Here is a 13022-nt window from a genome sequence, read left to right as displayed (position 1 = left end):
GGCAATATTGAATATATATTAAAACTTAAATTATATTTACAAAAAAGGGTTTGGTAAAAATGCAAGGGGAAAGAATTACATTGCAAAATATAAAAGGAATCGGAGATAAAATCTCTGAAAAAATATTAAACAGTGTTGGGGGAGAAGAAGAACTCCAAAAAATAGTAGATAATGTCGACGTTGAAAAAATAGCAAATGTAGAAGGCATAAGTCAAAGAAAAGCAATTGAAATAATGAGCCAATTGCTCAATATGCCAACATATGAATTCATAAAAAGCGAAAGGGCAATGGAGCTCTACGAAGACATTATCCACAAAATACTATCATATTCCAACACAACCTATTCAAAAAATAGAATATTGTTACTTTCTCCTACAAAAGACATCGATAAAATCAACTCCCAACTTGATTTTGTAATGAATGCAAAGGAACATGTCTCACAGCTTCCGATCATCAAATTAAGAGGACTGATGAAAAACTTAAAAGAAGTGGAAGAAGCCAAACCCGAATATGACCCAAGTAAAGCAATCTTGGTAGAACGTGAGGAGGACAATTCATACCTTTGCGATTTAGGTCTAAACCAGTATTATCCAATCATTACTGCCAGTGATTCACCGTTGCTTCAGGAAGAAATGATGAATTATGACCTGGTATTTTACGTTTATTCACAGGGAATTCTTGATTTTGACGGAATGCCGAATTTGGTAATGATAAATATTGAAGAAAATGACCATGAAATTGTTCCTGAAAAAATAATTAACTTTTTCATTCAAAATAAAGATCTGTTCGCAAGAGTCCATGAAATTCAAAAGATCAGAAATAAGGAAAGCGTTCTGGGAGACATCATTCCGATTATCGATGAATTAAATATCATTGACAAAAGGGAAGTTGATATTGAAGAACTTGTCATATCCCTAAAAGATGATATGGATGATGAGTTAGAAAAATCCATTAAAAATGTTGACCTTGAAGGAGATGAAATTCTTAACTTATTAAACAATAACTTCCCTCCAAAAATTAGTAAAATATTTGACGAAATTATAAATAAACGTAAGGATATCATCCGTGAAAAAACCGGAATAAGTTTTGACCCATACCTCAGAACATATCCAATCGAAATTGATGAAACAGAAATTCAAAGAGTCACCCTGGAACAGTCTTCCAAAAAGGAAAATGACATCTTCGATATTAAGAAAAGTGCTGCCATCCAATTGAACTCAATTAAACAAAGAGCTATTGAAGAAGTTGAAGATGCAATAAAATTTGATTATGAATTCAGTCTTGGAAGCTTTGCATACGAATATGGATTATGCAGACCTGAATTCGGTGATGAAATTAAATTAAATGGAGCTCTCCATTTGGAACTGGCTCTTAAAAAAGATAAGGACCATGTTCAAACTGTTGATTACCAACTAACCAGAGATGAAAACATTGCACTTTTAACCGGAGCAAACAGTGGAGGAAAAACAACCCTTCTCGAAACATTAACCCAGATATCAATAATGGCACAAATGGGACTCCCCGTAAGTGCAGACAGTGCCGAAATAAAATTATTTGACGAAGTATACCACTTCTCCAAAAAACGATCACTTGATGCAGGAGCATTTGAATCATTCTTAAATGTGTTCATACCAATCGTCACCACCAATAGCGAAAAGTTAGTATTGCTTGATGAACTTGAAGGAATAACAGAACTCGATGCAGCAGTTAAAATCATATCCACATTCATAGATATGATAAAAGAATCTAATTCATATGGAGTTATTGTCACACATATGGCACGCGAACTAATGAATTATACAGATATCAGAGTGGACGGTATCGAAGCTAAAGGATTAGATGAAAACTACAATTTAATTGTTGACAGAACACCTAAAATGAACTTCCTTGCAAAAAGTACTCCAGAATTGATTCTGAAAAGAATATATGAAAAATCAGATGATGAATTAAAAGCAGTATATGCTAGAATCCTAGAAAAATTCTAAAAAACATATACTCTTTTACTATTTAATAAAATATATCTTAAATTACTATCAATGCTTACAAGTCATCCCGACTAAAAAGTCGGGAATCCTTGTGGGTAAAAAAATATGGAGAGATAATCAGAATACAGCTTAAAATATTAATCTATTTTTGCCAACAAAGTTAATATGTTTATAGAAAAATCCATAATATCACCCGTTAAAAAAGGGTTACTTTGAAAATAACACTTCTCCTGTAATTAATAATTTAAAAAAGACAATATATAAAGTTTTTCGAATGTAAGCACTCACTTACATCATAAAACATTGAAAAAATACCACACAACAATTTATTTAAAAAAATAAAAACCTAAAAATCATATTTATCTATATGGCCTATTGAAACGAATATTTGCCCATAATTTAAAAATAAGTTTTGATTAAAAATAGCCATAGTGCGAGCTATCGTGAAAATAATTGTTTTAAAAAAAAAGTAAAATGGATGAGTTTGCTTAATAAAACAAACTTTACCCAATTCAGACAGGAAATAGAGACAATCAACACAATTCAAACTAGAAACCACATTAACAACATCACTATCAGTTAATCAACTGTTAAATAGACCAATAGCGCTATGATTTTTTCCAGCATTGAACTTTAATCTTTAGGATTTAATCCTTCAAACATTATATTCAGCAGATCATCGGCATAATAATTTGTTTCAAATTCCAAGTCGTGATTATATATTTTCCACAGTATAACTGACTGGAACAACATGCCGAAACACATGATTGCTAATGATTTAGGATTGACTTCCCTTATTGTGCCTTGTTCTATTTTCAATTTGAAAAATTCTTCCAATTTATTTAGTATCACATCAGTAATATCGGATACCAAGACTTTTTTCTCAGGATCTTCCCTAACTTCTTCCATAGCTACACGGATAACACTGATATCTTCTTCGGAAAGATTTAAAACGCCGAAAAAAGAAATTTTAAGGTACTCTTCAATAGTTTCATCTCCAGCAAAATTGAAGATGTCATTTAATTTTTGAATTAATACCTGTCTGTAATAATCCTTTGTAGTTTCGACCAGATTATTTTTATTTTTGAAGTTTCTGAAAATGGTTACTTCATTCACGCCTGCCTTTGCAGCTATTTTTTTTGTGGTTGCCTTGGCAAAACCTTCATCTTGAAGGATTTCAAATGTTGCCATAATGATTTTCATATCTGTGCTGTTGAACTCTTTCATAAATATAGTTATATTTTTTAATCTTAAATAATTACCCTATTCAAAATCAATGAAGATATCAAGAATCTGTATAAAAATTCTAAAAAAACATATACTACTTTCTACTATTTTTATTTAATGAAAGTTATTGTACGTCCCCAAAATGAAAATTTAAAAAGAGTCAATGAAATATATCAAGTCCTTAAGAAGAATGATTTTGGATATTTGATTGAGGAAAATACTTTTTTTAAGAAATTTCCATTTTTAAGAAATCGTAAAATTGAAAAAGAAGAGGGACTTGCAGATGAATCAATTCCCATAAGAATTAGGAAAGTATTTGAAGAGCTAGGCCCTGCATATATCAAATTAGGCCAGATGTTAAGTACCAGACCCGACCTTGTTGGAACCGAACTGGCTGAAGAACTACAATCCTTAAGGGACAATACTCCAGTTACTCCTTTTAATGAAATTAAAGAAATTATAGAAAAAGAACTTGGAAAACCTATTGATGAGATTTTCAGTGAGATTGATGAAAATCCAATTGGTTCAGCATCAATAGGGCAGGTTTATAAAGCCAAATTAAAAAGCAATGGAGCAGATGTTGCAGTAAAAGTTCAAAAACCAAATTCATATGAAATCGTCAAATCCGATGTTGAAATAATGAAGTTTTTAGCAGTAAGAATTGACAGATTCATCCACCAAACAAGAACATTGAACCTGCCGGCGGTGGTTAAGGAATTCGAAAGGTCAATATTCAAAGAGCTTAACTATCTGGAAGAAGTGATGAATATGCAAAATCTTTCAAAAAACTTCAAGAATGTTTCATATATCAGAATTCCAAAACCTTACACTGAGTACTGCACTTACCAAATAGTCACAATGGAACTTATAAAGGGCGTTGAAGTTACAAAGTTAATCAATAGAGACTATCCCGACATTGATAAGAAAAAAATTGCCAATTACGGCCTAAAGTCCTATTTTAAACAAATAATGACAGATGGCTTTTTCCATGCCGACCCCCATCCTGGAAACCTAATCGTCACTGAAGACAATAAACTGTGTTATATCGATTTGGGAATGATGGGAGTATTGAATGAAGATTTCAAGGAAGACCTTGCTGAATTGATTCTGCTTTTAATTGGTAAAAACACCAATGACATTATCAAGCAACTGCTTTATATGAACATAATTACCCCTGCACAAAATACAGAGGACCTAAGAGCAGACATCGATGATCTGTTAACCAGATATTATGGTGCAGAGCTAAGAAACATGGACGGAGTCATAGAAGATTTGCTTAACGTGATGGTTAAAAATAATATAACCCTTCCAAGAGAATTCGTAATGATTGGGCGTGGAATCGCTTTAATTGAAGATACCGGTAAAAAGTTAGATCCTACATTCAATGCCGCTACTGAATTAAGGAAATTATCAAGAGAAATCGTAGTGAACAAATACAAACCGGGAAGACTAGCTAGGGTAAGTCTAAATTACCTTCTGCAATTGGAACACCTTGCAAAAGACCTTCCAGATACTATAAACAACACTCTCGCAAAAATTGAAGAGGGCGATATCGAATTAAATTTAAAACATGAAGGGCTAAGCGAACTTGCAAATCAATTATCCGTATCATTAATTATATCTGCATTAATTTTAGGTTCATCACTAGCATTATTAAGTGATGTAGGACCAACATTATTTGAAATTCCAATATTAGGATTAGTAGGATTCGTATTCAGCGCAATACTGGGCGGATATTTAGTAATTGAATATATGTTGGAAAGAGATTAAACGCCACCATTGCAAATATTAAAAAAAAAGAAAATAATCCGGAAAAATTTCCGGATAACTATATATTTTAGAGATTTTATACATCATTTAATTCCAAATGGGCATCACTCATATCAATTCCACGTTGGTGTCCCAAATTGATTGTGTTCATGATAATATAGTAGAAACTACTTGTAGTACATTCAGTGTTTTCTGCGTGGACTGTTCCAGCCATCATCTGATTGATTGTATTTTCAATAGATGCTGCAGTAACGTTTAATCCACTGTTTTTCAGTGCATATGTGGAGATCAATATTGTATCTTCCAGACTTGAGTGTTTTTGGAATACTTCCACAATCAAATCAAGATAACAGTATCTTGCGTTCACTCTTTCAGTGATTAATTTGCCGTTTTTTCTGTTGAACATGTCACTGTATTTTTTGGCTTCAATGCTGAGTGATTTGTGTGATTCATGAATTTTGCCCATTTCATTTTTGTAGTATGAAGAGTTCATCTGATAATCCCAAGTGTGCAATGTTCCATCACCCATTGCCTTCAGCATACCTTCGAGTCCAGTGAAAGTAACCCTGTATCCATTGTCCCTTAATACATGCATTGCAATAATTATTGTGTCTTCAAAGGAATAGTGTTTGTGAATCTCTAAAAGCAAATCCATTTCAGAGAATGATTTCCCGTTTGCCATTGTTTTTCCCATATTTTTTTTGAAGTATTTGTCGTATTTTACAATGTCAGGTCTGAGCAGGTCCTGTTTTTGAGCACTTGTGTCTGTTTCTTTTGGAGTGTCATCAATAATGGTTACAGTTGTTGGTGTCTGATTTGAAGATGACTGTGTTAAATTTTCAACTTTAACCGCAGAATCTCTGATGACATTATCACTTAATACATCAGGATTTGGATTTGTGTTGTTTCCTCCGGCATGACCAATAGTGTCATTTGTTTGGGAGGCAGTGTTACTTGGTCCGCATTCATCCACATAGTTTGTTCCTGAATTATCAGCATTTTGTTGTGTTTGTAAATCTGTACTGGCCGGTTCGTACTGATTGTCATCTGCATAATCTGCAATTGAAGAATCAGTAATTTCATATTGGCTGTCATCAGCATGGTCTGCACTTGAAGAATCGCTTACATCATGCTGGATGCCTAAATCGCCTGTACTGTCCATTTCATCTATACTTCCATGATCATCAACTGCCTGTACTGAGCCATCAACGTCTGATGCTGAAACAATTCCAAAACCGATAATTAAAACCAGTAATGAAAGTCCGATTAATGCTAATTTGTTCATTTTTAATACCTCCTTTTTTTGAACTTGTTGTTCTAATTACTCATCTATAAAGGACTGTATTTAAATATTTCCGAGTGCAAGTGCTTACTTTCAACTAAAAAATACCCAAATAAGAGTATTTTATAAAAATAGTGCCAATAAGACATATTTAAAAAAATCGGCGAATTTTACCAGACAACAAGATCCATTGCCATATCCATACAACAACATTCTTAAAAAAGATATTCCAATTAATCAATGCCCGCATTTGAGTTTTTTCTTAAAATAAAGTTTTAAAAATTGGCATTTTGAAGTTTAAATATGTAAGTGAGCACTTGCATTCGAAAAACTTTATATATACACTTATTCATATAATTAAATGTGCAAAGACGTATATTTCAATTCACACTGCACTTAACAAATAATTATTCGTGATTAATATGAACATTTCTAAAAAACTATTAGCATTACTGGCAATATTTTGTATAATTGCATCTGCTGGAGCAGCTTGCGCAGCAGAATATGACGGAAGTTACGCAGAAAGTAACTATCAGGACGAAGGTAGCTATGGCGAAAGCCAATACGAAGACGGCGGTTACGCAGGAAGCAACTACCAAGACGACGGTGGAGCTGCCGGAAGCCAATACGAAGACGGCGGTTACGCAGGAAGCAACTACCAAGATGAAGGCGGCTGGGCTGGAAGCCAATACAATGAAACTCTAGAAAATGCTACAGCAGCAAACCAAACTGCTCAAAACGCAACACAAAATGCAACAAGCAATGCAACTCAAGCAGGAAACAATACTAACGCTACAGGCATTACCGATGCTCTTCACAACATGTTAGCTACAGGTAATCCAATATTGTTGTTAATAATAGTTGCTGCAGTAGTCGGAGGAGCAGTTGTCTTAAAAAGAAGATAATCAAAATTAACCATAATGCAGAAATAATATTTTCTGCATTTTCTCCATTTTTACCACCCAAACCTGATAACACCAAGACAGAAATAGCATTTTAAAAAGCAATAGCACTTATTTTAAAAAAAAACAACAATAAAACTATTTTTGAAAAAAAGAAATTATAAAAAATGGTTTAATATTATGCTTCAGCATATACTAAACCGATAGCTCTATAAACGAAGAGTATTGTAAACGGCAATCCAACAAAAATGCCTATGAAAACACCAATGTATGGAATCAATCCGATCAGTCCTATGATAAACATCATAACGATTACAAAAATATAAATTACAATCAATGAAACTATAATTTTTATAAAACCGATGTTTGACATGTCCTTAATTATTTCCTTGAATCTCAGACCTTCGGTTCCACTTCCGGACTTTGCAAATCTGACCATTCCTGTAAATGACATCAATGAAAATATGATGAATAATATAATTCCAATAATTAAAGTGACAGTTAAGGCACTGGAAAATGTATTAATTGCGGATTGGGGAACCGCATTCATTACAGCAGTCAAATTGTTTGCACCATTATTCAGGGCATCTGTACTGGCATATATAATTTTAGTTAATGAAGTAAAAAGCCCTGCTGCAGAAGCAACAATTATAGTAATGATTGCAGGTATGATGAAATATATTATGTCTAAAATAAATGCTTTAATACCAAGGACAAACTGTTTTACATAATCAAAATCAGGAAGGACCTCATCACCCTCAGTTCCTCCTTTAAGAACCTCAATTGAGTACCCTAAAACTATAAATAAAACCACTAAAGTCACAAGGGTTAAAATGATGGATAAAGTACCATCCCTCACCCCATAAGAGGGAAGAATTGTTGATAAGCTCATTAGAATAATTAAAACACAGAATATTAAAAATTTTCGAGTATCACTAATAGGATATTTAATAGCATCGACTATAATTTCACGTAAATCCATTTTTATCACATCAATTAACTAATTTACAGATATATATTTTTAGATAATAGTATTTAAAATTTAAAGTAATGAATAAAAAGAATAAATGTACTGTTAAAATTGAAATATCCCAACTAAAATGCAATAATCTTAATATATGGGAATAATATAAATTACTAATACAGAGGCATAAAATGAACAAGAAAATAGTTACATTGATTATTGTTATATTAGTTTCCTTTTGTTTTTTAGGGATTGTTGTAGCTGACAACGCCACAAATGATAATAACAGTACAACCGATCCAGACCAAACAATCGATGACGACAACGTCGATGATGACAAAAAAGATGATAAAACAACAGTTATCGATAATACGGATAAAGATAAAGATAAAAAGGATGATAAATCCAAAAAGAACTACATTTTAGCAAAAGGAAAAGGAAATGACATTAAATTTAGCGATGGCTTTAGAGGATTTATTCTAGATTATTCAAAATCCCCTGCAAAACCAGGAGATGAATACAAAGCCGTTTCTACATCACATGCAAGTAATTCAAATGCCCTGAAATTGGCTGTAATCGAATGCTATAAACAGAATTCAGCAGACCAGATTGGAAAAGTACTAAAAGATTTTATAAAAACCGGCTCATCCAATACTAAAGTCGGTGAAGCGGTTGCAGCGTCACATGACAAATTAAGCGACCACGTAATCCTTAAACTAAACGAACATAGTCAGGTCGATATTCAATTTGAAGTTTTAAAATCAGTATCAGGAAATGAATCAGATTATTTTGCATATAAAGCATCATTTACAACCCTTCTTGATGAAAGTACAAACAATGAAACCAACGAAACAAGAGATGATACCGTAACTAACATAACAAATGTAACAAACGTGACAAATGTAACATTTCTTGTCAATAATGAAACAAATGGATTAATCCTAAACGGATTATATGATTATTTGGATTTCCTTGCAAATTCCCTCTTTTCCGCATGGAAACCTATTATTGACACATTGGCAAATGACTTTTTAATGGTTTACAATGCTCTCGAAGGCCTGGGCAAATCCTTTGGAACCTTTTTGGAAGATCTTCATACATTCATGGGAGCCCTTCAAAATCTTTTAAATATGGTAGGGCCACTATTCAATCAGCTTTCAGGAATCTTAAAAATGGTGATTATCCTATTGAATAGTATAGGGCAGCTTTTAAACATGATTATGCCTATATTGGATTTCGTTTCACAACTTCTCCCGGCAATCATATCACTTGTACAGCAAATTATAGGATTGCTGCAAAACATAATAAGTTTCATTGGAGACATAATCAATCAATTGGCATCATTAGGCCAAGCGATTTTCGACTACCTGAAAACAACCGGCAGTTTTCTGGCCAATGTTATCGGAAATGGAGCACTTATATTAATTTCATTTGTGATTATTACAGTTGGAGCATTTGTCTACAACAGACAAAGATAAACTCCATCTTATTTTTCTTTTTTTATTAGACCCGCCTAAAATGAAATTAACTGCATTAACACCAAACAATATCAAAAAAAGTAAAGTTGATTAAATGGATTCAATCATCCATCTTTATCAATCTTTTTAAACGCTAAAGGATATAATGCAAGTATTATGAATGTTGATAAAAAATACTTGATACAGCTGACCACGTCAGTGTTGCCTGCTAGTTTTGGGATTAAGACAAAAAGCAATGCGAACAATACTAATGCCCCAACAAATCTGACTATTGCATCGCGTATACTTTTAGGGTTTTCGAAGTTAACATACTTTTCTTCAAAAAGAAAACCTAATGAAATGCCACAAGCCAATGCCACATATTTAATATAACTTATTTCCTGACAGAATACAATTCCCAGAAAAGACAGAACAATAATGCCTAAATAAAGATATTTCCTATATTCAATCCTGTCAAAAATACGGGACAATATTAAGATTATCACCAAAGCAATGATAAAACCAGCAATGGTGTCTGTAGGGAAGTGAACGCCCAATCCGACCCTTGAAAGCGCAACAATCAAAACTCCAACCAATCCAATAATGGCATATTTAAATTTCCTGAGGTAAATTGGAATTGCCAAAAACAAGTTGGTTGCCATCATAGAATGCCCGCTCGGGAGAGAATATCCCTGGATTTTAAAGTCGAGAGGATTCTGGTCCGCCACATTGGCATGAATGCATTTGATTTTATCCACAACAGCATATGGCCTTAAACGTGCCACAGTCACCTTGATAAATTCACAGCACACACCAGCAACGCACAATGAAAACAATGTGAATTTTCCCCAATCCTTATTGTATGCCAAATAGACTGAAATAAATATGAATGCGAGGACATTTTTAGAAACAACTTCTGCTATAACTTTAAAAAAACTAAATACAAAATCTGGAAGGGAACTTTGCATAAATAATATCAGATAAACCTCCCATGGAAAATAAAAAACTGTTCCAAACATAGTGTTAAATATATCTTATATTTAATAAAAAGATTACTAAAAAATGGAATGCAAAAATTAACCCTTGTTTCTTTTTTCAAGCCATTCATTTTTGAAAATGTTTTTTGCCCGTATACTATACAAAATATTTACTACTTTTTTAATCTTTGAATTGAAGATAACTTTAATTATAAAGAATTTTTTCTAAATAATCTTTTATTTCAGGGACATCCTCATGCATTACTTCCCAAATTATGTCATCGATTATATTTTCATAATTGTGAGCAGTGACATTTCTCAATCCAATTAATTGCCCCCATTCAATTCCATCATATTCTTCAAGAAATTCATCTGAAAATCTATTGGCAAATTCACCCATTTGGATTATAACTAATGCACAAGCATCTTTATATAAACTGTCAGACATGTAAATTTCTTTATCATCATCAAATCGATTTAAATAATCATTAATACGGCCACAATAGTCAATTATAGTTTCTGCACATCGTTTATCTTTCTCGTTCATATAAAAGAACCTCCTCCTTGCTTATTGCTTCGAGAAATTTTTTATTTGAACTGCCTTTACTAACCACATCAACATGACAATTAAATTCTTCTTCTAAATCCTGAACTAAAGAAACATATTGTAGACCTTTCAAATCACCTTTATCCATTACAAAATCCAGATCGCTATTCTCATTGGCTTCATCCCGAGCATAAGATCCAAAAAGACTAAAAGTACTTATACCATACTTTATTACAATTGGAATAACTCTTTTTCTAATGTCATCAATAGTAAAAACCATGAAAAATCACCATAATGTAATAAATCGTTATTTAATCATATAATTTTTATTAATAATAAATATTTTCAAAGTGTGACTTTATGAAAAAAACACAAAAAGGACAAAATAATATTAAAATAGTTATAGTTAATCATACTTCACATTTAATGCAACATTAATTAAATGATTTAATGAATTAAAAATAAAAGAAGATTAAATTAATGGTTTCGGACTATGTGTGAAATCCTGAGGATAATCTTTTTCACATAATCCATAGCCAATATATTCCAATCTCTCATCAAGCAATTTTCTTCCATTTTCAGTTACAGCATATAATGGAACTTTTTTTCCAGAATAATATGGTTTTCTTTCTTCAGCAGTTTCTCTTATATTGACAGAAGAGCAACCTGAAATCACATCAGAGTAATCGAATAATAGTTCAGCTTCCTTTTTGGAAACATTTGTTGTGTGAGCCACGAAAATATAAACATTAACATCTTCAGGTTTAGGATATTCCCTTAAATCTTTTACTAACTCTGTTGGAATAATGGTTATTGCAATATTTTTATATCCTCTATTAATTGCCATTTCAAGACCTTTTAAAGGATTTAATTCTGCAGTTTCAGGGTTTAAAACATTACCTCTTCCAACTTTATCAATGACTTCATCTATGGGAGTGGTGCTTATCAATGCTGAAACTCTACCTCCAACACCCTGAACGAGTTCAGCATCATCAATCAATAATGTTCCGACACCTTCACATGCTCCAACAACACAATCAACATTTCCGTTAATCATGTTGGTTTTTAATGTTTCACTAGTTCCGAAACTCATGGTGTCCTCTACATTTAATGATCTTTTAGGAGTGCACATTCCGAATTCATTTATTCTCCTTTCAATATTGGACCTGATAAACTCCTTTGTTAAATCCCCATTATGCTGACCATTATCAAATATTGAACAATAGTCCACCATAGGTTCTCCTATAGAGATTATTTCTCCATTTTCTATAACTACTTCAGCTTTTCCTAATGCTTCAATAACATGCCTGTCTTTCATGTAATCACCACATAACAAATGTTATATACTATGCTTTTTAAATAGATTTTGTAAGGAAACACTCACTAAAAGGCCAATAACATGAAAAAAATTAAAGATTACGATGACAACTGCCCTATAGATGACACATTAAAATTAATATCTAAAAAATGGGTAATATTTATCATTAGAGATTTATTTTTAGGTAAAAAACAGTTCAGTGAATTTTTAGAAGAAAAGACATTAAGCAATAGAGTATTAACCGACACCCTCAAATTCATGGAAGAGAATGATTTAATTAGAAAAGAAATTATTGAAAATGATATTAAAACAGAATATTATCTGACCCAAAAAGGTTATAATCTAAATAAAATCCTATATGAAATGCTAAACTATGGATTAAGAGAAGTAAATAGCGGCAATTTATCTGAAAAACAAAAAGATGAATTATTAAAAGAATACGAATCCCTTTTTAAAATTAATGACAATAATTAACAGATCATTATCATAGTCTCAACAACTATTGATAACATAGAATATAAAATAATTATGAAGCGTTCAAAAGATATGTTTCTAAAATTCTTTAGAGCATATACTTAAAAAATTATAAAAAA

Annotated in this window: 12 protein-coding genes; 5 read left to right on the top strand and 7 right to left on the bottom strand. The window is 32.2% G+C overall.

What is annotated here, in order from left to right; translation table 11 throughout:
• Nucleotides 1-32 precede the first annotated feature (32 nt).
• Nucleotides 33-1985, top strand: a complete 1953-nt coding sequence (locus ACKI30_RS05805) for a MutS-related protein (RefSeq protein WP_407410717.1) — start codon at nt 33-35, stop codon at nt 1983-1985.
• Nucleotides 1986-2618: 633 nt separating this feature from the next.
• Here the strand turns inward: ACKI30_RS05805 and ACKI30_RS05800 are convergent.
• A complete protein-coding gene (locus tag ACKI30_RS05800; RefSeq protein ID WP_407410692.1) occupies nt 2619-3188 on the bottom strand; it encodes a TetR/AcrR family transcriptional regulator in 570 nt (189 codons plus the stop codon).
• A 141-nt stretch (nt 3189-3329) separates the two neighbouring features.
• On the opposite strand from ACKI30_RS05800, the gene ACKI30_RS05795 reads away from it, so the two are divergent.
• Nucleotides 3330-4982, top strand: a complete 1653-nt coding sequence (locus ACKI30_RS05795; RefSeq protein ID WP_407410690.1) for an ABC1 kinase family protein — start codon at nt 3330-3332, stop codon at nt 4980-4982.
• A gap of 76 nt (nt 4983-5058) precedes the next feature.
• Here ACKI30_RS05795 and ACKI30_RS05790 read toward each other — a convergent pair whose 3' ends face one another.
• Nucleotides 5059-6267 (bottom strand): hypothetical protein, encoded by a 1209-nt coding sequence (locus tag ACKI30_RS05790; protein WP_407410688.1) that lies wholly within the window; start codon nt 6265-6267, stop codon nt 5059-5061.
• 419 nt (nt 6268-6686) lie between these two features.
• On the opposite strand from ACKI30_RS05790, the gene ACKI30_RS05785 reads away from it, so the two are divergent.
• The gene (locus tag ACKI30_RS05785) at nt 6687-7169 is read left to right on the top strand and encodes a hypothetical protein (protein ID WP_407410686.1); all 483 of its coding nucleotides are present in this window, start codon (nt 6687-6689) and stop codon (nt 7167-7169) included.
• A 175-nt stretch (nt 7170-7344) separates the two neighbouring features.
• Here ACKI30_RS05785 and ACKI30_RS05780 read toward each other — a convergent pair whose 3' ends face one another.
• Entirely contained in the window at nt 7345-8148 is an 804-nt protein-coding gene (locus ACKI30_RS05780) for a DUF4013 domain-containing protein (protein ID WP_407410684.1), read from the bottom strand.
• Nucleotides 8149-8321: 173 nt separating this feature from the next.
• Here ACKI30_RS05780 and ACKI30_RS05775 point away from each other — a divergent pair, with 173 nt between their 5' ends.
• Nucleotides 8322-9608, top strand: coding sequence for a hypothetical protein (locus ACKI30_RS05775; RefSeq protein WP_407410682.1), 1287 nt, complete (start codon nt 8322-8324; stop codon nt 9606-9608).
• Between the two features lie 104 nt (nt 9609-9712).
• Here the strand turns inward: ACKI30_RS05775 and ACKI30_RS05770 are convergent, their stop codons facing one another.
• From ACKI30_RS05770 to ACKI30_RS05755, 4 genes are all read right to left on the bottom strand, one after another.
• Complete coding sequence (locus ACKI30_RS05770) at nt 9713-10606, bottom strand: phosphatase PAP2 family protein (RefSeq protein ID WP_407410680.1); 894 nt, start codon at nt 10604-10606, stop codon at nt 9713-9715.
• 163 nt (nt 10607-10769) lie between these two features.
• The gene (locus ACKI30_RS05765; RefSeq protein ID WP_407410678.1) at nt 10770-11111 is read right to left on the bottom strand and encodes a DUF86 domain-containing protein; all 342 of its coding nucleotides are present in this window, start codon (nt 11109-11111) and stop codon (nt 10770-10772) included.
• Nucleotides 11095-11391 (bottom strand): nucleotidyltransferase family protein, encoded by a 297-nt coding sequence (locus ACKI30_RS05760; protein WP_407410676.1) that lies wholly within the window; start codon nt 11389-11391, stop codon nt 11095-11097. The genes ACKI30_RS05765 and ACKI30_RS05760 overlap by 17 nt, the downstream gene beginning before the upstream one ends.
• 192 nt (nt 11392-11583) lie before the next feature.
• Complete coding sequence (locus tag ACKI30_RS05755) at nt 11584-12429, bottom strand: methanogenesis marker 8 protein (RefSeq protein ID WP_407410674.1); 846 nt, start codon at nt 12427-12429, stop codon at nt 11584-11586.
• Between the two features lie 81 nt (nt 12430-12510).
• Here ACKI30_RS05755 and ACKI30_RS05750 point away from each other — a divergent pair, with 81 nt between their 5' ends.
• Nucleotides 12511-12903: a winged helix-turn-helix transcriptional regulator gene (locus ACKI30_RS05750; RefSeq protein ID WP_407410672.1), complete on the top strand. Its 393-nt coding sequence runs from the start codon at nt 12511-12513 to the stop codon at nt 12901-12903.
• Nucleotides 12904-13022 lie beyond the last annotated feature (119 nt).

The organism is Methanobrevibacter sp. (assembly GCF_045539575.1).
Taxonomy (GTDB): domain Archaea; phylum Methanobacteriota; class Methanobacteria; order Methanobacteriales; family Methanobacteriaceae; genus Methanocatella.
Note: the sequence above shows the minus strand (reverse complement) of the source record. Positions and strands in the feature narration are given on the sequence as shown.

What these genes read in the sequence shown, in the direction of transcription:
- ACKI30_RS05800 (WP_407410692.1), bottom strand. Translation starts at nt 3,188, where the DNA reads ATGAAAATCATTATGGCAACATTTGAAATCCTTCAAGATGAAGGTTTT.
- ACKI30_RS05795 (WP_407410690.1), top strand. Translation starts at nt 3,330, where the DNA reads ATGAAAGTTATTGTACGTCCCCAAAATGAAAATTTAAAAAGAGTCAAT.
- ACKI30_RS05790 (WP_407410688.1), bottom strand. Translation starts at nt 6,267, where the DNA reads ATGAACAAATTAGCATTAATCGGACTTTCATTACTGGTTTTAATTATC.
- ACKI30_RS05785 (WP_407410686.1), top strand. Translation starts at nt 6,687, where the DNA reads ATGAACATTTCTAAAAAACTATTAGCATTACTGGCAATATTTTGTATA.
- ACKI30_RS05780 (WP_407410684.1), bottom strand. Translation starts at nt 8,148, where the DNA reads ATGGATTTACGTGAAATTATAGTCGATGCTATTAAATATCCTATTAGT.
- ACKI30_RS05775 (WP_407410682.1), top strand. Translation starts at nt 8,322, where the DNA reads ATGAACAAGAAAATAGTTACATTGATTATTGTTATATTAGTTTCCTTT.
- ACKI30_RS05770 (WP_407410680.1), bottom strand. Translation starts at nt 10,606, where the DNA reads ATGTTTGGAACAGTTTTTTATTTTCCATGGGAGGTTTATCTGATATTA.
- ACKI30_RS05765 (WP_407410678.1), bottom strand. Translation starts at nt 11,111, where the DNA reads ATGAACGAGAAAGATAAACGATGTGCAGAAACTATAATTGACTATTGT.
- ACKI30_RS05760 (WP_407410676.1), bottom strand. Translation starts at nt 11,391, where the DNA reads ATGGTTTTTACTATTGATGACATTAGAAAAAGAGTTATTCCAATTGTA.
- ACKI30_RS05755 (WP_407410674.1), bottom strand. Translation starts at nt 12,429, where the DNA reads ATGAAAGACAGGCATGTTATTGAAGCATTAGGAAAAGCTGAAGTAGTT.
- ACKI30_RS05750 (WP_407410672.1), top strand. Translation starts at nt 12,511, where the DNA reads ATGAAAAAAATTAAAGATTACGATGACAACTGCCCTATAGATGACACA.